This is a genomic window from Mesorhizobium sp. M0037, assembly GCF_040323635.1.
GTDB lineage: Bacteria > Pseudomonadota > Alphaproteobacteria > Rhizobiales > Rhizobiaceae > Mesorhizobium.
The window spans coordinates 460219-482085 of record NZ_JAMYVB010000001.1 but is presented as its reverse complement, the minus strand read 5'-3'; the positions used below and the strand labels follow the sequence as shown (position 1 = coordinate 482085).

26 protein-coding genes, 2 tRNA genes and 2 pseudogenes are annotated in these 21867 nt (G+C 59.6%); 17 read left to right on the top strand and 13 right to left on the bottom strand.

Going from position 1 to position 21867, the window contains the following annotated elements; genetic code table 11:
- Positions 1–98: 98 nt before the first annotated feature.
- Both NKJ78_RS02495 and NKJ78_RS02490 read left to right on the top strand, forming a co-directional pair.
- A complete protein-coding gene (locus NKJ78_RS02495) occupies positions 99–1094 on the top strand; it encodes an ABC transporter permease (protein WP_352562334.1) in 996 nt (331 codons plus the stop codon).
- 12 nt (positions 1095–1106) lie between these two features.
- Positions 1107–1877 carry an SDR family oxidoreductase gene (locus NKJ78_RS02490; protein ID WP_023739410.1) on the top strand — a complete coding sequence of 257 codons (771 nt, stop codon included), beginning with the start codon at positions 1107–1109 and terminating at the stop codon, positions 1875–1877.
- Here NKJ78_RS02490 and NKJ78_RS02485 read toward each other — a convergent pair whose 3' ends face one another.
- Positions 1878–2699, bottom strand: a complete 822-nt coding sequence (locus NKJ78_RS02485; protein WP_156929815.1) for a M15 family metallopeptidase — start codon at positions 2697–2699, stop codon at positions 1878–1880.
- A 57-nt stretch (positions 2700–2756) separates the two neighbouring features.
- On the opposite strand from NKJ78_RS02485, the gene NKJ78_RS02480 reads away from it, so the two are divergent.
- A complete protein-coding gene (locus NKJ78_RS02480) occupies positions 2757–3335 on the top strand; it encodes a hypothetical protein (RefSeq protein WP_245260457.1) in 579 nt (192 codons plus the stop codon).
- A gap of 736 nt (positions 3336–4071) precedes the next feature.
- Positions 4072–4932, top strand: coding sequence for a toll/interleukin-1 receptor domain-containing protein (locus NKJ78_RS02475; RefSeq protein ID WP_023739412.1), 861 nt, complete (start codon positions 4072–4074; stop codon positions 4930–4932).
- A gap of 42 nt (positions 4933–4974) precedes the next feature.
- Here the strand turns inward: NKJ78_RS02475 and NKJ78_RS02470 are convergent.
- A tRNA-Val gene (locus NKJ78_RS02470) sits at positions 4975–5050 on the bottom strand.
- A 218-nt stretch (positions 5051–5268) separates the two neighbouring features.
- On the opposite strand from NKJ78_RS02470, the gene NKJ78_RS02465 reads away from it, so the two are divergent.
- Positions 5269–5345 (top strand) — tRNA-Asp (locus tag NKJ78_RS02465).
- 45 nt (positions 5346–5390) lie between these two features.
- Here NKJ78_RS02465 and NKJ78_RS02460 read toward each other — a convergent pair.
- The gene (locus tag NKJ78_RS02460) at positions 5391–5549 is read right to left on the bottom strand and encodes a hypothetical protein (protein WP_023739460.1); all 159 of its coding nucleotides are present in this window, start codon (positions 5547–5549) and stop codon (positions 5391–5393) included.
- 1037 nt (positions 5550–6586) lie between these two features.
- A pseudogene (locus NKJ78_RS02455) lies at positions 6587–6799 on the bottom strand (nucleotidyl cyclase domain-containing protein); the annotation flags it as partial.
- A gap of 744 nt (positions 6800–7543) precedes the next feature.
- On the opposite strand from NKJ78_RS02455, the gene NKJ78_RS02450 reads away from it, so the two are divergent.
- From NKJ78_RS02450 to NKJ78_RS02435, 4 genes are all read left to right on the top strand, one after another.
- Complete coding sequence (locus NKJ78_RS02450; RefSeq protein ID WP_023708898.1) at positions 7544–7720, top strand: hypothetical protein; 177 nt, start codon at positions 7544–7546, stop codon at positions 7718–7720.
- Between the two features lie 408 nt (positions 7721–8128).
- Positions 8129–8413, top strand: a complete 285-nt coding sequence (locus NKJ78_RS02445; protein WP_023739463.1) for a hypothetical protein — start codon at positions 8129–8131, stop codon at positions 8411–8413.
- A gap of 1230 nt (positions 8414–9643) precedes the next feature.
- The gene (locus tag NKJ78_RS02440) at positions 9644–9943 is read left to right on the top strand and encodes a DUF1236 domain-containing protein (RefSeq protein WP_352459439.1); all 300 of its coding nucleotides are present in this window, start codon (positions 9644–9646) and stop codon (positions 9941–9943) included.
- Between the two features lie 324 nt (positions 9944–10267).
- Positions 10268–10561, top strand: a complete 294-nt coding sequence (locus NKJ78_RS02435; RefSeq protein ID WP_352459440.1) for a helix-turn-helix domain-containing protein — start codon at positions 10268–10270, stop codon at positions 10559–10561.
- Between the two features lie 143 nt (positions 10562–10704).
- On the opposite strand, the gene NKJ78_RS02430 is transcribed toward NKJ78_RS02435, so the two are convergent.
- From NKJ78_RS02430 to NKJ78_RS02415, 4 genes are all read right to left on the bottom strand, one after another.
- On the bottom strand, positions 10705–10896 hold the full coding sequence (locus NKJ78_RS02430) for an ATP-binding protein (RefSeq protein ID WP_352459441.1): 192 nt from the start codon (positions 10894–10896) through the stop codon (positions 10705–10707).
- Complete coding sequence (locus tag NKJ78_RS02425; RefSeq protein ID WP_352459442.1) at positions 10893–11147, bottom strand: nitrogen regulation protein NR(II); 255 nt, start codon at positions 11145–11147, stop codon at positions 10893–10895. The genes NKJ78_RS02430 and NKJ78_RS02425 overlap by 4 nt, the downstream gene beginning before the upstream one ends.
- 23 nt (positions 11148–11170) lie before the next feature.
- A complete protein-coding gene (locus NKJ78_RS02420; protein WP_352459443.1) occupies positions 11171–11521 on the bottom strand; it encodes a nitrogen regulation protein NR(II) in 351 nt (116 codons plus the stop codon).
- Positions 11522–11887: 366 nt separating this feature from the next.
- A complete protein-coding gene (locus tag NKJ78_RS02415) occupies positions 11888–12637 on the bottom strand; it encodes a Crp/Fnr family transcriptional regulator (RefSeq protein ID WP_023708903.1) in 750 nt (249 codons plus the stop codon).
- Between the two features lie 270 nt (positions 12638–12907).
- Here NKJ78_RS02415 and NKJ78_RS02410 point away from each other — a divergent pair, with 270 nt between their 5' ends.
- The 3 genes from NKJ78_RS02410 to NKJ78_RS02400 all read left to right on the top strand — a co-directional run bounded on the left by NKJ78_RS02410 (position 12908) and on the right by NKJ78_RS02400 (position 14845).
- Positions 12908–13369, top strand: a complete 462-nt coding sequence (locus NKJ78_RS02410) for a Ros/MucR family transcriptional regulator (RefSeq protein WP_023708904.1) — start codon at positions 12908–12910, stop codon at positions 13367–13369.
- A 421-nt stretch (positions 13370–13790) separates the two neighbouring features.
- Positions 13791–14042, top strand: a complete 252-nt coding sequence (locus NKJ78_RS02405; protein WP_023739468.1) for a hypothetical protein — start codon at positions 13791–13793, stop codon at positions 14040–14042.
- 470 nt (positions 14043–14512) lie between these two features.
- Positions 14513–14845 (top strand): hypothetical protein, encoded by a 333-nt coding sequence (locus tag NKJ78_RS02400; RefSeq protein WP_023708907.1) that lies wholly within the window; start codon positions 14513–14515, stop codon positions 14843–14845.
- Here the strand turns inward: NKJ78_RS02400 and NKJ78_RS02395 are convergent.
- Both NKJ78_RS02395 and NKJ78_RS02385 read right to left on the bottom strand, forming a co-directional pair.
- Complete coding sequence (locus NKJ78_RS02395; RefSeq protein ID WP_023708908.1) at positions 14842–15051, bottom strand: hypothetical protein; 210 nt, start codon at positions 15049–15051, stop codon at positions 14842–14844. The two genes, NKJ78_RS02400 and NKJ78_RS02395, sit on opposite strands and share 4 nt — an antisense overlap.
- An 844-nt stretch (positions 15052–15895) precedes the next feature.
- A complete protein-coding gene (locus tag NKJ78_RS02385; protein WP_031253499.1) occupies positions 15896–16393 on the bottom strand; it encodes a hypothetical protein in 498 nt (165 codons plus the stop codon).
- A gap of 648 nt (positions 16394–17041) precedes the next feature.
- Here NKJ78_RS02385 and NKJ78_RS02380 point away from each other — a divergent pair.
- The 5 genes from NKJ78_RS02380 to NKJ78_RS02360 all read left to right on the top strand — a co-directional run bounded on the left by NKJ78_RS02380 (position 17042) and on the right by NKJ78_RS02360 (position 19547).
- Positions 17042–17554, top strand: a complete 513-nt coding sequence (locus NKJ78_RS02380; RefSeq protein ID WP_023739470.1) for a DUF4142 domain-containing protein — start codon at positions 17042–17044, stop codon at positions 17552–17554.
- Positions 17555–17742: 188 nt separating this feature from the next.
- Complete coding sequence (locus NKJ78_RS02375) at positions 17743–18099, top strand: hypothetical protein (protein ID WP_023743177.1); 357 nt, start codon at positions 17743–17745, stop codon at positions 18097–18099.
- A gap of 38 nt (positions 18100–18137) precedes the next feature.
- Positions 18138–18578, top strand: coding sequence for a hypothetical protein (locus NKJ78_RS02370; protein WP_023749387.1), 441 nt, complete (start codon positions 18138–18140; stop codon positions 18576–18578).
- Positions 18579–18773: 195 nt separating this feature from the next.
- Complete coding sequence (locus tag NKJ78_RS02365) at positions 18774–18980, top strand: hypothetical protein (protein ID WP_023708917.1); 207 nt, start codon at positions 18774–18776, stop codon at positions 18978–18980.
- Between the two features lie 327 nt (positions 18981–19307).
- Complete coding sequence (locus tag NKJ78_RS02360) at positions 19308–19547, top strand: DUF3606 domain-containing protein (protein ID WP_352459444.1); 240 nt, start codon at positions 19308–19310, stop codon at positions 19545–19547.
- 227 nt (positions 19548–19774) lie between these two features.
- On the opposite strand, the gene NKJ78_RS02355 is transcribed toward NKJ78_RS02360, so the two are convergent.
- From NKJ78_RS02355 to NKJ78_RS02345, 3 genes and pseudogenes are all read right to left on the bottom strand, one after another.
- Positions 19775–19975, bottom strand: coding sequence for a hypothetical protein (locus NKJ78_RS02355; RefSeq protein WP_156929821.1), 201 nt, complete (start codon positions 19973–19975; stop codon positions 19775–19777).
- A 406-nt stretch (positions 19976–20381) separates the two neighbouring features.
- A pseudogene (locus NKJ78_RS02350) lies at positions 20382–20677 on the bottom strand (Rieske 2Fe-2S domain-containing protein).
- A 27-nt stretch (positions 20678–20704) separates the two neighbouring features.
- Positions 20705–21799, bottom strand: coding sequence for a fatty acid desaturase family protein (locus NKJ78_RS02345; protein WP_352459445.1), 1095 nt, complete (start codon positions 21797–21799; stop codon positions 20705–20707).
- Between the last annotated feature and the right edge of the window lie 68 nt (positions 21800–21867).

The window sequence follows — 21867 nt, the reverse complement described above, 5'->3', positions numbered from 1 at the left end:
CCAGGACACCGTGGCGAACCTAAACCCGCGCCTGAACCCGACGAAATCGAGTTGATTTCTCAGCCTGATTTTCTCGGGGGCGCCAACCGGATCAGCCCATGAACCCGCGCAGCCGCAAAGCCCTGGAGTTCGTCCTCGACAACCTCGTCTGGTTCATGCTGATCTTTGTGCTGGTTGTCTTTTCCGTCTTCGTCCCCAACTACTTCCAGCTCGGCATCTTCGCCAACATCATCGAGGCCTCGAGCGTTCTCGGCGTGATGTCGATCGGCCTGTCGCTGGTCATCATTGCCGGCCATATGGACCTGTCGGTGGAATCGGTGGCCGCACTCAGCGCCATGGCGGTCGGCATCCTGTTCTGCTCATCGGGCATCGGCATGGGCATACAGCTCAATCCGCAATGGCTGATGGTTCCGGTTTCGCTGCTGGTTGCGCTGGCCGTCGGCGGCCTCATCGGCGCCTTCAACGGCTATCTCGTGGTCAAGGTGAAGATGAGCGCCTTTATCATTACGCTGGCGTCCTACATCTGGGTGCGCGGCCTGGTGCTGGTGATTTCCGGCGGCCGCTCGGCACAGGATCTGGCGCCGGCCAACCGCGGGTTCGGCATCCAGCGAATGGCCGGCCTGCCGCTGACCGCCTGGATCGCCGTCGCCTTTTTCGTCCTGTTCTCGCTGATCATGGCCAAGACGCCGTTCGGCCGCCACCTCGTGATGATCGGCGGCAACGAGACCGCGACCTTCCGCGCCGGCATCCGCGTCAACCGCAATCTGATCATCGCCTTCGTACTTGCCGGCGCCATTGCCGGCCTCGCCGGCTGGCTGCTCGCCATCCGCACCTCGGGCGCCACCGCCAATCTCGGCACCGGGCTGTTGTTCAACGCCTTTGCCGCGGTCGTCATCGGCGGCGTCAGCCTGAAAGGCGGTGTCGGCACCTTGCCCGGCGTCTATGCCGGCGTGCTGCTGCTCTCCTCCATCAACACGGCGATCAATCTGATGGGCCTGCCGGCGAATTTCACCCAGGTGATCCACGGCCTTTTGGTGCTCGCCGCCGTGCTGCTCGACGCCTTCAAGCAAACCATTCGCCAAAGACTGGCATAGGAGACGGCTGGCATGACAGGACGGCTCGAAAGCAAGGTCGCGCTGATCGTCGGCAGCGCGCGCGGCATCGGCAAGGGCATCGCCCAGCGCTTTGCCGAAGAAGGCGCAAGGCTGGTCCTGGCCGACAGCGAGGCCGAAGCCGGCCAGGCGACCGCGGACGAGCTCGGCGCGGATTTCATTCGCACCGACATCTCGCAAATGGCCGATGCAGAAGCTGCGGTGGCGCTGGCGCTGAGCCGCCATGGCCGCCTCGACATCATCGTGCAGAATGCCGGCATCTATCCCTGGCAGCTGATCGAAAACACCAGCCCGGACGACTGGGACCGGGTGATGGCGGTCAATCTGCGCGGCACGTTCAACGCCACGCTGGCGGCGCTGGCGCCGATGAAGGCGCAAGGTTACGGGCGCATGCTCTACACCTCGTCGATCACCGGTCCGCACGTCACCAGCCCCGGCCACGGCCACTATGCCGCCAGCAAGGCCGGCATCAACGGCTTCATCCGCTCGGCGGCGCTGGAATTTTCGGGCTACGGCATCACCGTCAACGGCGTCGAGCCCGGCAACATCCTGACCGAAGCGATCGAGCTGCATCGCGGCGCCGCCTACATCAAGAACATGGAGGATTCGATCCCGCTCGGACGCCTCGGCAGTCCGCGCGACGTCGCCAACGCCTTCCTGTTCCTCGCCTCCGACGATGCCAGCTACATCACCGGCACCACCATCGTCGTCGACGGCGGCCAGTTGCTGCCCGAAGGCAAGGATTTCCGGCTGCTGCCGCCGTGATCAGCCGGATTTCTTGTACAGCAGCAACTCAGGCCGGTACTCGAAGTGCATGGTGTCGTAGTGATACCAGCGCCCGCCCCAGATGAAGCCGTTTTTCTCGAAAAATTCCACGATTTCCAGCGGAATCCGGTTCTTGAAGGGAATGTGGGCCTTCGGGTTGGTTTTGTTCCTGTTGTTGTACCAATAGTCGGAGAAGCCGACATTGATATCGAAGGCCGCTCCGAACGAGTGAACGCTCAACCGGTCGGTGCCGGCGATCGGCCGCCAGACAAAGCCGCCGCCGGGCTTGAGCCCGTAACGGCTCAGCTCCGCGGGCATCGCCTCAAGCGCAGCGGAGACCTTGCCCAGCCGGTCGTTGATGCCGAAAATCCTGGTGACCTGCACGGTCTTCTTGCCGAGCTTCGGCAACCATTTGACGTTGGCGATGTGCTTGCCCACCTCGGCGGCACTTGCCCCGTAGAGCTTCTCGAAGAAAGGTTCGTTGCGGATGCGGCCGGGATCGAAATCCTCGGCCGGGACCAGCGCGCCCTCCGCTGCTCCGGGATAGACGTAGCGAAACATGTCTTCGATGTCAGGGCTCTCCAGCAGCGCGTCGGCGTCGCGCGCCTTGCCGTCGTCCCACACCATCGTGGTGCCGTCGGTCCAGGTCAGTACATTGCCCGAAATGGTGAAAAGTCCGGGATAGGCCTTGAGCAAGGCGGCCTTGGCCGCCGGCTGGTCGACGCCGTCGCCCGCATTCCCTGCATAGGCGAAGCGTCCAGTGCCGACGATTGCCAATGCGAACAGCAACCGCAGCATCAGGCGCCCTGGATGATCCATCATTGTCCTGCCTTCCCGGAGGGCTTTCGTTCATCGTGTATTTAACAAGGCTGCTGTACCATGCTGGTCGAATCGAACGGGAGACAAATCGTGTCAAAAACCTTCAATGCTTTGATCCGGATGACGTTTACATTCATCTGCCTGGTCGGCCTGGCCTCGTCCGTCTCTATTCTTTTTCCAGCCACCGCATCCGCCCAGCGGATGCAGCGATGCGCCGACGAAGGCGAAATCTGCCGCCTGCCCTACCCCTCGGAAGTGGTCTACGGCGCGCGCGGGCAGACCACTTCGCGCTTCATCGATCGTCGTGCCGTGCCGTGTACGAATCGCGTCTTTGGCGACCCGGCGCCCGGCCGCGACAAGGCTTGCTATATCGTGAGGCGCGGCGGCGGTGACGACTATGGCGACAACAACGACGATGACAATTACGGTGATGACGACTACGGCCAGGGCGGCGGCAGATGGGTGGCCTGCGCCTCGGAGGGGCGGTTCTGCGAGTTCCGTGGCCGCAAACTGGTGAGATACGGGGCGCGTGGCCAGTACGTCCAGGGCGTATTCAGGAACGGCGTCACATGCAGCGTCGACGCCTTTGGCGAGGATCCCATCCGCCGCGTGAAGAAGAACTGCTACGTCAAGCGATAGGTTGCACTGGGAAAGAAGTGCGGGTGCGGCTCGTTGCGGCCGCGCCCGGCATTCGAGATATGGTCGGCCAGATATGGTGGGCGATGACGGGCTCGAACCGCCGACATCTTCGCTGAGAACGCTATCGTCAACTCGACCGCTGTGAACCCTTATCGCGGCACGGTGACACGGCACCTACGCCGATATCGAAGCCGTATGCGAACAACGTCGACAAGTACACGCTTGCCCGCATCGGCGAGCCGAAACAGGAAGAAGTGGCGGAGCCGATCGCCTTTCTGTGCTCACCCAATGCGTGTCGCTCAAAAGCGGTTCCCCGGTTTTGAGAGAGCGACATTGCATAGACGCTCAAGATATTAAGCTTCCTGATGAACCTACCCGTGCAGGTGAACCCACCCTTCCAGAACACCCTGCCCTTCCGGATGAACCTGCTTTTCCGGATACGCCAAGTTAATCCGGTAAAGGCATTGTTCGCCTGGCGTTGCGGGCGTGGGCCGAACTTGCTCTGCAGCTGCCATCCAGACGGAAGACATTTGTGTATATTCCGCTTTGGCGACGCGCCGTAATGGCCTCTTGTACTTAGTCCACCGTGCGACGCGAAGGGCCGGTGCATGTGTCCTCTGGCGAGACGTGAAACGGACTGCATCCGCAGTAATGGCCAGTCTGTCGCCAGACTAGCTGCGAGGTCACCGCTCATGCTACTTTGAGGCCTTCTCGTTCATGTGGGAAGAGGCAGGCCTTGCTTGGCGACGTATTCATCAACTACCGGCGGCAGACCGATTCCGGCGTGGCGGGCCGCGTCTACGATAATCTGAACCGCGCGCTTCCTGATGCGTCCATCTTCATGGACGTCGACAAGCTCAACCCCGGCGATGACTTTGAGGTGGCGCTTGCCCGCAGTTTGGCCAGTTGCAAAATCATGCTGGCGATCGTGGGGCCGCAGTGGGCCGCGCTTACCGATGAGCAGGGCCAGGTTCGGCTGGAGTCCCCCGACGACTTCGTGCGCAAGGAGATCCGTACGGCACTCCAGGCTGGGGTGCGCGTCATCCCCGTGCTCGTCAACGGCGCCAGCATGCCAAAGAAAAGCGCCTTGCCACCCGATCTGCAGGACCTGGCCAAGCGTCAAGCCATGGAGGTCCGCCACGAGCGCTTCAACGACGATATGGCGGCGATTGCGTCGGCGATTGCGAAGCCAGCGGCGCGGCGGCCGAGGCTCTGGCTGCTGTACGGGCTGGCCGCGATGATCGCGCTCGGCATCGGCGGGACAACGGTGGCGTTGTGGCCGAGGCCCTCCCCTTTGCCGTCGCCTATCGAGCCCGCAGCGATCGAGGCCAAAGGATGCAAGGAAGGATTCGTCTGGCGATCGGCGATCTTCGGCGACAGCGTGTGCGTGAGTCCTGCCGACTACGGTGAGGTGCAGGCCCAGAATGCAAATGCCCGCAACAACCGTTCGCCGACAGGCGGACCTTACGGCGACAGCACCTGCCGCGACGGCTACGTCTGGCGTGAAGCGTTCGAGAGCGACTTGGTCTGCGTCACCCCTTTCGAACGCGACAAGGCCAGGAAGCAGAATGCCGACAACGCGTACAACCGGATATGAGACCGTAACTCCGGGCAAGCACCGATTTATCAAGAGCTTGAGTGGTGGGCGATGACGGGCTCGAACCGCCGACATCTTCGGTGTAAACGAAGCGCTCTACCAACTGAGCTAATCGCCCGCTCCGGCCGGACCTTTAAGCGGTCGCAACCGGCTTCGCAAGGCCAAATGAACAGCTGCGAGCTTAGCCGCACAGTGGTTTTCGCGGGCAAAGTGCCGCCCGTCAAAAAACCTTCTCCTGTTTGCGTTTATGCTGTCCAGCTGCGCTTGACACCCGGTGGCGAACCCCTTATCCACCGCCCCAACGACGAACACGGCTGACACGTGCTCGTCCAATGCGCGGGTGTAGCTCAGTTGGTTAGAGTGCCGGCCTGTCACGCCGGAGGTCGCGGGTTCGAGCCCCGTCACTCGCGCCATTAATTTCAAGGGGTTAGCTACCGCCCCTTGAAAAGTTTCAACTCTCATTCTGCGGAGAGTTTCAACTTTCTGTATTCGTTCCGTTCCAGGCCAAGCAGCTTTCTGCCCTTGCGGCGGCTGGCATCGGCTGAGCGGACGGCGGCCAGATTGACCGGCATATAGGTCTTCTGCAGCGCCTTGTTCCCGTCGATCGAATTGCCCATCTTGGCCGAGATTGCCTCGACCGACGCGCCTCCGGCATCGCCTCGACCGCGCCGGAACGCCGCATGTCCATCAGCCGCCGCTTCTCCGATGTCCCGAATACCAGCGTGCGCAGATCGGCAAAGTCGTCGACCAGAGAATCCTTCGTGTAAGGCACGCCGGCGCGCGGCCGGCCCCCCTTCGGGCCCGGCGCGAAACCGCGCGAGCGAAAGATCGGCGCATCGTCAAGCAGGGTGACGCCTAGGATTCGACATAGGCCAGCACCAGGCGCTGCGTGCGTGACGACAGCGTGCCGAAAGCCGCCTCGCCACTCTTGCTGCGTGCAATCAGAAAACCCCATTCCTGTGCTGTCTGCATTGCCTGCGCCGGTGTGAGCGTGCACACGTCGACGGGTGAGAAGCTCGTGTCCCACGCAACGGCGATGATGCAGGCCAGTTCGCGGTAGCCGGCGCGCCAGGCGCCCCGCCTCGCCTGCCGTCCAGGTCTGATGGCGCGGTGGTGGCGTCTGGCGGCGGATCGCCTGCGATGGGTCGGAGCCGGGCGGGCATAGCTTCATGCCGGCCATGACATTATAGAGCGAACGCCACGTCTTTACGGCACGGTAGGCGATGTCGACACCTTTGACCCGCAGCAGACGGCCATACCAGTCGTCGAGCAGCTCGAGGGTGATGTCGGCTGGCGGCAGGTCGGCGAAGTACGCCGCCTTGATCGCCGGCACCAGCCGTGGTTGTACCGGGAAGCGGATAGATGACGGTTGTAATGTGTGGGTTTGGCTCATGGCACCAAAACTCTATCCACCGTCCATCGGGCAGGGGATGGGCGCCTTGTCGTTGGGCGGGTGTGAATCTCGCCCTTGTAAGCACCTCCGCCGCATAGCATGAGATTTTCCTACTCCATGATCTCGTTATTTCCCGCATCGAGGGTGGATGAGGCTTAGAATAACGGCCTTTCTCCCCCATGCCTATTCGTCCAATTCCTAATCGCAGAATCGGCCGCCACAGGGCGAGAATACTTATAATCGGCGGCTTCGAAGCCGCTACGCCCGGGCAACCCGGATACCCTCGGCGATGTTGACGCCATTACCCATCAGGTCGTCATCGCGCTCCTGCACGACGTCACCCAGGTGAATGCCAATCCGGAACTCAATGCGACGATCATCGGGCACCCCGGCATTGCGCTTAGCAATAGCGTTCTGACGCGCGCAGCGGACTGCTTCCACAACGCTGCTGAACTCGACGAGGCTCCCATCACCGCGATGGACAGACGCGAGCGTTGCCTGCCGGTCGCCTGGACTGCCCCCCGCGCTCCCGCCCCACACAGGATGCCGGCAAGCAGACGCTGAGCCAGGCGCCTCGCTGTCGCACGAGACTGCGAAGTTGTTTCCCCTTCGTCGCACGACGCGTCGCTGCTCTCACAATATCCGAATTCTTGAAAGGTCCCGATATTCCCGAACTGGACGGCCGATGTTGCGGGCCAAAGAGCGTTAAAAAACGAGGCGCCCGGACCAATCACATTGTCGAGACAGAATTTGCGCTGTCCGGGAATAAAACGCCGCTTGCCGTGGTCCTCCATGCATAAGCTGCTGATTGACCTTGAAGGAACACCACACTGCAAACCTACACATTGACGAGCACGACGGGGTCGGTCGGCGCACTCCAGAACCTCTGGAAGGCGAGAGTTCGGCCGCCTGCGGCCGGCTGCACCCAAGTACACTGCCTTGTAACGTCGCCTCAGGCATACCTTGATGTTATCAGCGATTGCCCGTCGGCCAAGGCACCGGTTTTGAAATTCGCTTGATGGCGTCCCTGCCCTTGCCATTCGACTCCGTCGAGTCCTTGTGTGTCAATTTGTTGCGACGAGAGCTAGTCCCTGTCGTGCTGGTCCGTCTCGTCTCATCTCTTGGCTCTGCAAAAACCGTAGCAGCATGTTCGCAACCTGTTCACCCATGTTGATTTCACGAGTTTCCGACTGTCGGCATATAAGAGGGAGAGGTCCGATGGATTTCATGTTGATGGTGAACATTGCCGGCGGCATCCTTCTGGCCATCGCAATCCCCTCGGTGTGTCTCGTCGGATGGCTGTTTTACCGTTCGGGATCGGGACAATTGAGAGGCGAAAGCTGTGACAATGAAAAGCCCGCCACCGTGAGCCAGACCAGAAAACTCGTATTTTAGCACCGACGAAACAAAGCTCGCTATTCTGCGTTGAGGCTCGTCGAACAACGGAGCTTCACGAATGGATCCGGCAACTGCAGCTGTGATGATTTTGCTTTCTTGCAGTCCCGCCCAGGGAGTCTGCAAGCCACTCGATACATCACCGGCCATGTTCGGATCCCTTGACACATGCCAGTTGGCGTTAGCCGTGAGGCTCGAGGGCGCTCCCAACGGGGAGATCGTCGGGCGATGCAGTTCGATCGACCCCTCCGCTACAGGTTCCGTTCCAGCCGGGTATAGCACGATTGTCGTCACGCGGGGCACAGGGGCGGGTGCGGTGAGCAGTCGCTACATCGTGCCGCACAAAAACTGAAGCCAGTCCACCGTGAGGCAGCGGGCTATTCATTCTCGACCGGACAATTATAGGCCTTGCCCTCCCTCTATGAAGCCATAATCGGCATCGTTGGCTTCGCGCTCGTCGTCCGCTTCGCCATCGCCGTCGCCTTCCCTGTCATTGGTCCCGGTGACTTCGATGCCACTGGCCAGACAGGGTTCGAGATCCGGGTCGGGCTCTACGAAGTCGAGCAGCTACATCAGGCGTTCTTCATCATCGATCGAGCGACGGACCGCCATGTCCGAAAGGCAGAGGTTCGTGGCTGGATAGCGAAGAATCGCACACGGCTTTCCCTCATTCGCATGGTTCGCAGAAATTAGCATGATCGCCTACTCTCATCGGCGTCGTCTGCCTCAAAGCAGCGCCGGTAAGGCTCGGCGCCCTTCTTGGTTTCTCCCCGTATGTCAAAAGGAGGTCGCCGGGCCTTACCAGGCCCCGCTGCTCATCGCTTGCGGGGTGTCCTGATGGCTGAGCTTGGCCCCGTGGCCTAACGGCCAGAACCAAACGTTCCGAAAAGCTTTCCCAGGCTGGCGGCAGCCGAAGGGCTGCACAAGAGGGATCGTCAGACCGCTCCTGGCGCACCACAGCGACACCACCAAGCTGTAAGTCAGGTCCATCGGCGCTGCTGATGAGTGCCCTCAGATGGATTGCGTTTGCCACGAAAAAGGAATCGTACCGGCCCGTTCTCAGCACGTCAGCCGGAACGGGCCATGGGCAGAAGCAGCCGACTAGCTAAAATCGCAAGACGACCGAAGGACCACGTCGGCGATAGCACCGGACCCGACGGCGCCCGTGTCGCCAGTAACTACGGCAGACTCTTCTCCAGCCCCGCCGGCGGCGGCGCCGGTGGTAGTAATCTGGGTCGTAGTCTGGGTCGTAATCTTGGTCGTAGTAGCGCCGATGGTTGACCGGCTCCACTTCCGCGTGAGTACCTTCGTTGTCGAAGGCGTCTGGCGCGTCGAGTTCTTCGAGAATGCCACTTTTGGCCGCTGGAACACCGGCCAATGCGTTGATAGGCCGGACCGCGCTTGCAAAGGCTGCTGCCCCTGCAACGCCAAACATCGCTGTCAAAAAGGATCGCCGATGCATAGTAAACCTCCCAACTTACATGAGCTGAACGAAGCGCCCCGCCTGCTGAAGGAGCAGGCCCAGCGCACGGTAAAATAGAGGATTCGCCAGCCGCTCAAGCAACTCGCGAATCCTATCAGCGCAGGAAGGGACCTGGCTGCGCCGATCCAAGACATGTCAGCTAAGGACGACCGCCATTACCAGAAAGGTAACGGCCGTTGCAAAAATCGGTGCGAGCAACCATCGCGCCTGGCCAACACTTTGATCCATTTGTTCTCTCCCGTTGTGGAGAACCAACAACCTGAAGCCCTAATCCGTTCCGCCTAGTCCAAAGGTAAGACCATTGCGTTGTACGGTCGGACTTTAGACCAATCGAATTAGACAAAGGTGCGTAGGCGGGAACGTTTACCCCGGTTCAAAGTTGGTTGCCGGGCAGCGCGGGACGATGATCGTCGTGTGCCGGTCCTTGCAGGAGAGAAGATATGAAGATGCACTTTGTGAACACCGCCGCAGCCATATTGCTCTTGGCGGGGATCGGCTCCGCCGCCGCTGACGACATTATCATCCAGCCGGAACAGGACACGGTCATCCGTGAGTATGTCAAGAAGCAGCCCTTGGCTTCGGTGAACCTTCCCGGCGTGGAATTGAACGTCGGGACAGCTCTGCCGGAAACTGTGGAGATCCACGAGGTCCCGAACGTCAAATACCGTTACGTGGTGGTCGACAACCGCACGGTCCTGGTCGATCCGGGCACCCGCAAGATCGTGAAAGTTTACGACTGAGATTTCGAACGAACACACACTCGCCACCCTTGGGTGGCGAGTGTGTGCATTCAAACGCTACTCAGCCGGACAAATTCAAATTGCCACTCAGCTGGACAATGAACATGACGAACCCTGAACTCGAGAGGACGCAAGCCCTGGTTGCCCGCTTGGCTGATCTCCAAGCAAGAATGCAGGCAGCACGTCTTGTTGGAGCCGAGGCAACAACCGTCCGAAAGGTTGCAGCCATAATCGATGACGGCTTCCGACAAGCCGGCCTCACACCGTTAGAAATCGCAGAAGGTCAAGAGGAACAGTTTAGCGATACTAAATGTTCGACTGGCTATGGACAGCCGAACCCTACTCTCAGCAGATCAAGTCAGAGCAGCACGAGCCCTACTGAACTGGCCGCGTGTGCGACTTGCCGCCAAGGCCAATCTTAGCGAGATGGTGATCAGCGCTTTTGAGAACGGATACAGGAAACCGCGTCCCCACAACATGGCCGCCATCCGCAAAGCGTTTGAGGATGCCGGAATCGTTTTCACCGTCCAAGGCACTCCATCGCTAACCCGCTCAGAAGGTGATAGCGGCCTAGCCGCCGATAATAGACAGTGGCGCGGCCGGGAGAAAAAAGGATAAAGGGACAAGCCCGTGTACCCTCTGCACCGATCTCTAAAGCGGCCGCTAACCAACCCATTATGTCGCTCTACGGGATTGCTTTGGCGGACTGGCCACGTCACTTCCGCGATACCCAATGCAAAGACGATACCGGCAGAGCCTGGTTACTGCTTCTGCACACGCGGCAGAAAAAGATGGACGCTTGTTCCTTCACCAGCTTCGCTCTCGATCCGAATGTGCCCACCGGATTGTTTGACGAAGCCATAAACCTGGCTAAGTCCAAGTCTGGTCCCGCGTCCATCGGGTTTGGTGGTGAAGAACGGCTCGAAGACCTGCGCCAGAATCTCCTTGTTCATGCGCAACCGGCATCGCGCACGGTCATACGAACGCACGAACCCGCCAGTGAATGCCCATCGTCGATGTCGTCCGGGACATCGCTAGTCTCGATTGTGAGCGTTCCCACGCCGGCCATGGCGTCCTTGGCGTTCACCGCCAGATTGAGCATGGCGACATCGAGCTGGTTGGGGTCGACCAGAACAGGGCCAAGCGCCGCGTCCAAGTTGCGTTCAATTTTGATTGCACTCCCGAGCGTTCGTTCCAGCAGCATCGAAAGCTGTTCGATCCGTCCGTTCAGATCAATGCTTTCGGGCGTAAGCGACTGGCTCCGAGAGACGCAAGCAATTGCTGCGTAAGTGCCACGCCGTTCTGTGTTCGTTTGAGCAGTTCGTCGATCAGGATGGCTGATTTCGGATCGCCGGGATTTTCGGCGAGTTGCTTTTGCAGGAGCCGCAGGCCCGAGTCGAACGCTGCTATCAGATTGTTGATATCGTGAACTATGCCGGCTGCGAGGCGGCCAATTGCTCCGAGCTTCTGGGATTGACGTCGACGTTCCTCCTGCGCACGCTGCGAGGAAACGTCCCGAAGGCTGGCAAGGAGAGCAGGTGTCCCGTCCCAGTTAACCTCCACGACCCAGACGGCCATACGGATAGTCAACGCCCGTGTGGGCCGGTAAGCATTCGAATGCACTCTGCGCGCAAGTGAACCCCTTGCGCTAACGCTTCGACGCGCCATCAAAGCATTGACCGCGCGGTAAAAGGAGCGTGCACCAAGTGAGGCCGGGTTCGTTTGGGGCCTGCGTTTGGCCTGGGGCAAGGCGGCCCCGCCTGCCGCATCAAAAAGAAGCAAGCCAGACAGGCTTGGTATCAACCTGCTGATCATTTCCGCCGCGCCACCATGGCAAAACATGTTTGGGAGGCGATCGCACCGCTGATGGTCAGCGAAGGCCAACAAGTGGTCCGGCTACCCTTGGAGCCAATCCGCATTTCTGGCGATTTTCCCCTGGAGCAATCAGTGCATTGACATGAACTCGGCCGTTTTATTGGTCCTTGCTGAGTGCAGGTAATCGTGCCGGAACTCAGCAAGAAAGGCCAGTCCTTCCCAATCATGGATGGTCAATTGGCCATTCACAAGTGATGTAAGGCGCTTCTCCCGAAGAGACTTGAGCGTGCGGTTGATGTGGACTGCCGACAGCCCTGTCGCTTCGCCAAGGTCAGCTTGAGTCACAGCAAAAGCGCAGGTTTGATCGGACGCGAGTCCGGCGTCTTCCATACGTAGCATGATTTCACAGAGAAGGTGGGCCACTCGGCCAAGCGCTTGGCGCTTCCCGACATTGACCACCCATTCGCGGAAAATCGATGCATCAACCAGTGTCGTTCGCCAAAGATTTGCCGCCAGCCTGGGGTGGCGTTCGCAGAGCAGCCGGATAGCCGAGTGATCTATGAAGCCAACACTGCAAGCGCTCACCGTTCGAACGTCGCTATCCAACAGATCGAGGTGCAGGCTCAACAGATCGGGCATGTCGCCAGGCACATGATAAGCAGTGACCTGACGCTTCCCGTCTCCTGTTACCTTCGAGGTGCTGGCTAAGCCAGCCAGGACCATTATGCACCGGGACGGCTGGTCGCCTTCCCGAACCAAGTTCTGGTTTGCGCCAATCGCAACGATCCTTATTCTTACCGCGTCGAGAGCTTGACGCTCACCTGACGTGAGGGTGAAGGCACGATGGAACTTGGCGGTTAATGGGCTTTGATAAAGCATGTCGGCTCTCCGTTTGGGCGGGAGCGCTATGGTCTCTCAGTCACCCGCGGCCAGCAGAACGCGAATGATGCCCGACCTTATATCATAAACACCGGACCGACTTAACCTGTGATAAGTCTGGCACTGCTTCGGATGGTCCTTTCCTCCATCGGCAAACACAGGCTCAACAGGATTGGTGCTTACGAGGGAAGCGGCCCATCATCGGGCCTCGAGTTGTGCAGCTGCGGCAGCAGCTATAATAGATCGTTCTCAAATTCGAGGACTCACACCATGACCGACGCCCCCGACCACGCCCCTGAACTGGTAGAACTCACGGCGGATGTGGTATCGGCGTACGTCAGCAACAATCCCGTGCCGGTCGCGGGTTTGGCGGACCTGATAGCCTCAGTGCACGCGTCGCTGTCTGGGATTGGCCATCGCGTGGCTGCCGCGACCGAAGAACCAGTGCCTGCGGTAAATCCAAAGAAGTCAGTATTTCCCGATTACATCATCTGTCTTGAAGATGGTAAGCGGTTCAAAACCCTTCGGCGACATCTGCGCGTGGATTTCGGTCTCACTCCTGACGCGTATCGAACAAAGTGGAACTTGCCATCCACTTATCCGATGGTCGCTCCCAACTATGCGGCCTCACGGTCTGCCATGGCGAAGTCGATCGGTCTGGGTAGGAAGGCACCGCAGCCCACGGCAACTGTAACGGGCAAGGCAAGGCCGGCGGCTAAGGCTAAAGCGTAGCTTCCGCGATCACACCATTACCACCGCGGCACCAATCGACGATGTATGCATCGCGGCGGACCTGTCCGCTCTTGGCCGGTGCCCACCCAGGTTCCCCAACCCATGGCGCCGGCCATTTGTGGCCCACACCTCAGTTTCGTATTGCTGCCCAAACTCTTCTTGTTGAAGACCGCTTACGACGTTACAATCCCGTTTGGCCTGATTGCTGGGAGGCAACGCCCTGGCTGACATCATTCCAATTCGCAAAGCACGCCCTTGTGTCGAAGTTGGCGAAGCCTGTGGCGAGTGGTTTGTTCGCGTGGTCGAGGAAGACCAGGAACTCACCCGATCATTCAAGCTCGAATCCTATGCTTTGGCCTTTGCAGAAGGCCAAAGGACGCGTCTGCATCTCAACACGTTTTCCCGGCTGTAGAGTAGCGCGATGCAGATGTCCGCAGGGTTACTGGCGAATTTGGGCGATAGCATCGAAGCCATTGCCGCCCACATTGCGACCATGGAAACGCGACAGCTGCACCAATTGCTCAAGTCGTTGCCATCGAGATCGGAAATCGCCAGCGCGGAAATGGTGATGGGCATCCTCGTCTATCGCGAGATTGAACTGCGCCGCCGGCGGGGGACGGGCGGCAACGTGTTGCCCTTTCCGGGTCTCGTGACTCCACCTATTCAGCAGTAGATAGCGGCGCCGGACCTGTAAAGGCCGCCGCTTAAGCAACGGGCCTGAGGGCGGGGTAGCGTCTTGATGCCAAGAAACCCCGCCGCGCGCGCAACAGCGGGTTTTCGTAGGCACGGCTACATCCGAGGAATCGACCGCTTAAGGCAGAATTGCTTGGTTGTCGTCGCGGTTCCATACAATTAGATCAACTGTGCCAGATGAAGACGTAAAAAAGCCCGTTGCCAATTACGGCAACGGGCTTGAGCTACCGGGTAGGGTCAGGAAGGCAATATGTAGACCCAACAACACGATGCGCCACGCCTCATGATCGAGGTCTTAACCGAACCGCGACAATTCTAACCATCTTGTCGACGTGTGAATAACTTTGCTGACTCCAGATCATCGGCAGGGAAGACGTGATTTGACCTTGGCGGAACAGCCGCTCACGATGAGACGGCTTGGGAAGGCGCGAGATGCAAGTATGCAAAGACATGATTGTGGTGCCGCCGATCGGCGCACAGTTCGAGACGCCTGAATTCCTCGCCGAGATCAGCGCCCTGCTTGATGAGGCCTATCCCGACTACGATTTCACGATCACCACCATAAGCAAGTTTCGGGATGACAGCTTCGTGTTGATCCCGCTGCTCGGCAGCGTCGGTGGTGAAGGCTCCGTTTTAGCGGCTTACCCGGATATGACGGCAATGCAGGAGATGGGCAATCTCCTGTTCAAGCACATCATCGGCCATCACCATCGCGACATTAGGTGCCGCACGTGGCCCCAATCCGTTCCCGGACCTCCGTCTCACATCTGCCCTGGCGGCTAATCCTTTAGCGCATCCGCGCCGCTATCGTCGTCGCGATGACGTTGACGAAGGCGCTTCAGCAGATCGCGTGAGGCTTGGATCGCCCTGCGCGATTGATCCATGTTCTGGCGAAACGTGGCGCGTTCCTCCATGGACTTCTGCCACTTCAGCAAGGTGGCCGTAGTCGCAGTGGCCGCTTGAGCGATATCTATGGGCGTTGCAACCATCGCATCCTCCCAAAAAGGCAATGGTAAACGGAATCTTTATAGGCCCAACGAAACCCTTTCTTCAATCAAAAACGAACATACGGCACATGGCAAAATGGCTATTCGTCGGGCCGCTCGACGGCGGCTTCGTCGACCTCGGCTTCCATCTCGTCGTTGACGGTCTTGGTCTATCCAAAACCAGCCATCGGCACACCGTCAAAACCCTGCAGCCACCCGTCGGCATGTTCCTGCCAGTAATGGCACCTCACGCTCCTTGCCATCCTTGCACGCTTGGGCGCCGTACATCCAGGCGTAGGTGGCGCGCTCCTGATCTTTCTTAGGCACGGCGATTTGTGTCATCCTCAGCGAACGCCGGCTTGCCCGCTTCACGCTCGACGCCGAGCAGATCGAACTCGTCGTTCGCAAAGCACTTGGCCTTCAGCCAGTTGGTCGACGGTATTTGCTGTCCTTGCGCTTCGACACCTTGCCTTCAAGTCCGGCCTTGTCGAGCAAGTGAAAGATGGTCTTGGCTTCCCCCGGCAGAGGCTCGCTGAACTGAATACGCCCGCCGGGCGCGATATAGCGCGGCCTCGGTCAGTCAGCCAAGCGGCATCGCGGTGCACGATAGCACCGAGAATCGCCGCGTACACGCTGCCGACTTCCTCTGCGCAGGATATGCCCAGCTTGTCCGCGCGGTCTTCCATCGCTTGCTCGGCCAGGTCGCTGATGCTAAGCGCGATTGTCTGCTGCGGATGGAAGGACGCTGACTGTAAAAGCCCGCCCAACCTTTCGGCGGGCGGGCTTCCACTGTCGGAACTGGAGAGTGTCAGTCGACAGCCCCGACAGGTCGGAAAGGGGTCGCTGGTTAGCGGCGCGAGATCAGCAGGCAGAGCCGGCGCAGGTCACGATCATAGGTGTCTTCGTTGCTAAGCACTTCGACGCAGCGCTTCTTCATCCGAGTGACCTGAGCGTTCGACATATCGCCGACAACGCTAGCCAGATTCGGGTTGCTCGAAGCGGTCGGGTTGCTGGGGTTGGCGGCTGGATTGGTTCCAACGCCGACATTTACGTCGGTACCAACCCCGGTGACGACACCGACATTGGCGCTGCCGGTTCCGATGGAAGCAGTCGCTCCGCCAGTGTCGCCGACGGAGGCTGCGGCATTTGCCCCAGAACCGCCTAGGGACACGCTAGCCGTAGCGCCGCTGTTGCCGCCCACATTAGCGCTGGCTCCTCCGCTGCCGACGGATACCCCGCCGACGCCTCCGACACTAATTCCAGCTGCTGTCGCTGGCATGCAAAGAATTGCGAGAACAGATCCGGCAGTCAGACTGCCCATAAGAATTTCAAAAATTCTTGCCATAGTACGCCTCCTTGTTGCCCTTCAAAGGATGGGACATTTTTGGGCATTTACGGACCCGATAGTGACGCATTAGAGTTTAAAAACAAGCTAACGGCCCGCGAAAGATGCGTCTTGGGTCATTACTTGGTAATTGGCAAGAGTAAGATATAATAAAATTTTACTTTGACTCGGACGTGATTCCTCTACTTGTCATTCAATATCCTTGCCTAAGCACCCCATCGTCAATAATATTGTGCGGTGCAACAAGATTCAGAGATGGACCATGCGACGATCAGTAAGCGGCTAATACGGCCGATCTGACATACAATGCTATATTAGCTCCTCTTGACGAACCCGACCGGCGGGCCGAATCAGAATCCCGTCAGCGCAACCCTGCAAAATCGCACTGGTCTGCCTGAAGCATCGCGACGATGGCCGACGATTTCTTTAGGAGATTTGAATGTCGCACAACGTGCTGCCCACCAAGCCGACGGCCGCGCTGAGCTCCGCGCAGTCACCGGTCTTGGCTACGGCCGGATCTATGATCAAAGCCCTGAGCCGGAGCCATCCGGGGTCCACGCCTGCCGCCCCGTATTTATTGTCACCAAAAAGGGAACAACGGCAGCTCGGCCGTGTTGGGCCAGTTAAGCAATATTGCAGGAGCACAACATGCATTTCGTCAAAGCGCTTTTAGCTGCGATCGCCATCGGTCTCATCAGCCCGGGGGCAATGGCTCAGACCGCGACGACGTCCCCGCAGGAATTTGTCAAAGCAGCTGCGAGCTCAGATATGTTCGAGATCCAGTCGAGTGAATTGGCACTGCGGAAATCGAAGACATCACGAGTGAAGGAATTCGCTCGCATGATGATCAAGGACCACACGACCTCTTCCAAGCGGCTCATTGCGGCGGCAAAGAAGGACGACGTCGCAGTGGCGCCGGAGATGACAAGCAAGCATGCTGCCCAATTGGAAGCGTTGAGCAACGACAGCAGCGGGGCGTTCGATAACGCCTATATCGACGCCCAGGTGGCAGCGCACCAGGAAGCCCTGACGCTGATGACCTCCTATGCAGAAAACGGTCAGGCAAAACATCTGGCGGCCCATGCGAAAAAGACCGCGCCGGTGATCCGGCAGCATTTCAAACATGCCCAGCAACTGAGCAAGAGCGGTTCTCAGGGCTGAGTGGATCTGGCCACGACGTTGGTTCTTCGCGGCGCTGTGGAGTCTGTGGCCAACACTGCCTCCGCGCTCAGGGATGCTGCAACCTTTAAGCGGTGGTCGATGCAGGAACTCTAAAGGTGCGTCGCTCAGGTAGTCCGGCGTGCAAGCACCAGCGTCGTCGAAGTTGCCAAACGAACAGGAGACCTGACATGCCAAAGCAAAACGAGACCTCGCATTCGAGACGAAGTGACTTCGCCAATGATGAACCCATTCGCCCGGAGGATGCCGCCGTGTTGGACAGCCCCGTGGGCCACGAAGACAGGCACGGCGCGGAGCCAGGTTTCGTGGGAGCCGACGATGTCGACCAGCCGCTCGGCGCAAGGCCCCGCAGCGAAATTACCGGTCGTCATGATGAAGGGGCAGGCGCCAATGAGACGATGGACGGCTTAAGCGAAACCGAGGAACTGACCCGCAGCTACGCCGAGGACATACCAACCGGTGACAATGATGAGGACGAGGAAGACATCCCTGTCTTCGAAAGAGGCCGAAGCAACACCGACCTCTGAGCGGCGCCAAGTTTGAACCCACGGTGAGGAACATGACAATGAGCACATTCGGACTTCGGATTGTGTCTTTGGGGCTCCGGGCTTTTTTGGGGCTGGGGGCCTCGCTGATTTTGGGCGCCCAGGCATCTGCGCAGACAAGTCAGCCGGCTCAACAATCCGGCGACTCATCGCAAACAGGCAAGCACGATCGTCTGCCGGCGCAAGGATCGTCGCCGACCGCCAAGGATGATGTCGGCGTTGACGTCTCGCTCGGCCGGCCGGAGGTGAAGCAACAGGTTGCAAGACATCTAGGAGTGGCTGAGACCGAGTTGCCACTGGCGGTGCATGTGCCGATCGCGCTCGCTTCGCAAGTCTGCGGGCAAGAGGTATTTACCGCCCGCGCCAATGTAAACCGAAGCTGCACCGCGACGAAGTTCATTCCGGAAATCGCCGAGGCGGCACGCAACCATCCACAAACCTCCGCGGTACCGGAGCAGTAGCATCGAAATGTCCGAACCCGGCGCGACGGTCGCGCCATGCTTACCCTAGGATAGCGCTCCAACCCGGCGTAAATCAGCCCCACCGCCGTCTGTTGGCGGCATGCATGATGGCGTTCGCCGCCGTCTCTTAACCAATGTGAATGCTGTCGCTCCGCAGCCACGCTACGAGATCCTGTCCGAAGCGGAGGCAGGCAGATGCCACTGGAGTGCCTGATCGATCAATATGTGAGCAGCCGCAAGCGGCGGGGTCTTTTGTCGACACGGCATGCTCTCGAGGCGTTGAAAGAGGCCCTTCCGGCGCTGTCGATCGGCGAAAGCCATCTTGTCAATATGATCGCCGAGCGAGCGCTCGCCTTTGGCCTCGCCATCCACTTCGATCATTCGGGCGAGAATGCCGGGTAAGACATCCACGAGAGCGTCTGCTGATGCCACAGGACGAGGAACTCGGTGTCGCGTAGTTCCATCTTCATTGCCTGGCGGTCGGGCAAACATTCCGAGGCTGCTCCCACCCGTGTTCTGGGCGGGTGGTGAAAGTCGCCGGAGCGATGCCACGGCGTGCGCCGAGCCCACCCCGGCATTGGACAAGCTCCCCCAGCTTTCGCCAGCTGGAGCTTACTTCTACTCACAGCAGCCCTAGCGAGGCTCGATGGGCCTTCGCGTACGGCGGTTTCGGAAGTTTTGCTCCAGCGGGCGGTTCGGGCCGACGAATTGAGGTTGAAGGAGAAGATGATGACGGACAACAAAAGCGAGCGTGATTTTGGCGACAGGAACCGGGTCTCGTCCAACGAACGCAACGAACACTTCCATTTTGCCCAGCAGAACGGCATAACGCCTGAGCAGGCGATGGAGCTCATCATAGCCGCCGGGAATGACCGCGCCTCGTTGACCGCGGCTGCGAAGGAATTGAAATCAGTTTCCCGGGGCGGCTCGCTTACGGCACGAATCCGTCGCTACCGAAGAGGATCATGAACCTTCGAGAGTTTGAGTGTAGCATCATCCTGACGCACACGCGGAGCAGATCGAGCGTGAAAGTGACAATTCTACCCCTGCCCAACATGCGGAAAGCGCTGGAGGTTCGGGGCTGCGCAGATCGGCTATCGTCACCCCGAACCATAATCCACTCGAACGCGAGTCCTGGACGCACGGCGGACCGAGCCTACTTCCTGCCGTCGTTCAACAATAATCCCGCGCCGCAGTCAGCCAGCGAGATCGCCGTCGCCTGCCGGACGCGTGTCGGCTTCCAAACTGACAAACGCACCGCCTTTGTAGCGACGCTTTCCAGCCACGATCAGCTGCGCAGCTTTGCCGCGCTTGCTGCGCACCAATAAATTCCATCTCCTTCCCTCACACTGATCTTGCTCAGCGGTCGTTTTGCCGCTGCGGTAGGCGCTGTCCATCCGCTTCGATCGCGGTGGCGCCCAGTATCAACGCTGCCAGATCAAACCGCACAATCAGCACCTCAAAGCTGATCAGCAGAAGCAGCAGTGAATCAGGACCTCGTCGATCAGAGGCGGAAAGCCCAACTAAGAAAACCGCCGGCGGTGCCGATCTCGAAGAAATTCTAGTCCGCACGGTGAACAGGCTGGGGGCCGCATCGCGATATAGGGTTCAGCACAGCTCCAGCGGTACCGAGACGATCGACCCCTGCCCGCTCGGCGCCCCTCGGCCACGTCAATGACCAGCACGCGCAGCATGGTCAGCTGGCTTAGCCTTCATGGCGCAGATCGGCCACGGTCCGTCTCTTTCGGCTATGAAAACGTCACTCTGCTTTGCTAAACGCGGTGCTGGACCGGTTACCAAGCGTCAGATCTGGAGCATCACCTTGCCGGCCTCGACTCTCACCGGATAGATCGCGAGATTGACGCAGACCCGGCGCGCCCTTGGCCTGGCCGGCCGCAATTGAAGCGGCCAATATGCTTCAAGGCATTCGATGACGTCGCCGATCACCAGCTTTCGGCTAGATGCGCCTTCTCATGCGTCCAATATCCGTCGGTGGCGAAGAACTCGTCATCGGGCGAGCGGCAAACCGGGAGGATCGAAGCAGATGACATCCTCTTTCGAGATGTCGTCCACCGCGCACGCTTCATCCAGTCAGCCATCTCCGGCTCCGGCAAAATTCGCTATCGCTATTCAGCGGCCGCCGACATATCCACCTGGTGAAATTCGCCGCGATAGGGTCTGGCTGTCGGCGGCAATTTCCGCTCGAGATAAAAATCCTCATATTTCAGCTGTCGAAGCAGCACCGGCCAGACCTCGCGATAGGCATGCCACATCGACGGGTTCGGCACCGGCAGGTCGTGCTTGATCAGCTCGTGCAGTCTTGGCAGCGCATGATAGGGCACCATCGGGAACATATGGTGTTCGACATGGTAATTCATGTTCCAGTAGATGAAGCGGCTGACCGGGTTCATGTAGACGGTGCGCGTGTTCAGCCGGTGGTCGACGACATTGTCGGCCAGGCCGATATGCTGCAGCAACCCTGTCAGCACCATGTGCCAGCTGCCATAGAGGCGCGGCAGGCCGATCAGCACCAGCGGCAGCAGTGACCACGTGAACAACGCCAGCCCGACCGTCGCCGCATAGATGGCGACATGCCAGCGCGCAGCGATCACCGCCTTGTGCTGCTCCATCTCGGGGATATAGCTCTTCTCTTCATCGGACAGCTTGCCGAACGCCTGGCGCACCAGCGTCGGCAGCGAATAGCGGAAATCGAGAATACCGGTGAAGGCGAGCGCCGCCCGCAGCAGATCTGGGGGGCGCATGACGGCGATTTCGGCATCGCGGCCGACGATGATGGTATCGGTGTGATGGCGGGCATGGCTCCAGCGCCATTGCACTGGGTTGCGCATCAGCATGAAGCTTGAGATCTGGTAGACGACATCGTTCATCCAGCGCGTCCGGAACGCGGTGCCGTGGCCGCATTCGTGCCAGCGCGAGTCGCTCGACGAGCCGTAAAGCACGCCATAGACGAACAGGAACGGCACCACCCACCACGTGCCCCAGAACCATACGATGCCGGCGGCCGACACCAGGATCGCCGCGACCCAGATGATCGTGTCGCGGATCGCCGGCCCGTCGGAGCGTTGCATCAACTCCTTGATCGCCTTGCGCGGGACATCGGTGTGATACCATTCGGCCGAAGCCAATCCGGTCTCGATGGCGCGCTTGGTGCTTTCACCGACCAGGCTGTAGTCACGCATCCTGCTTGCCGTCATCGTCATCTCCGCTTTCCCGCTGCGCTCCGCAAGGGCCGCCTGGGGCCGGCCGGGCCGCGCCTGCTTCCGTATTC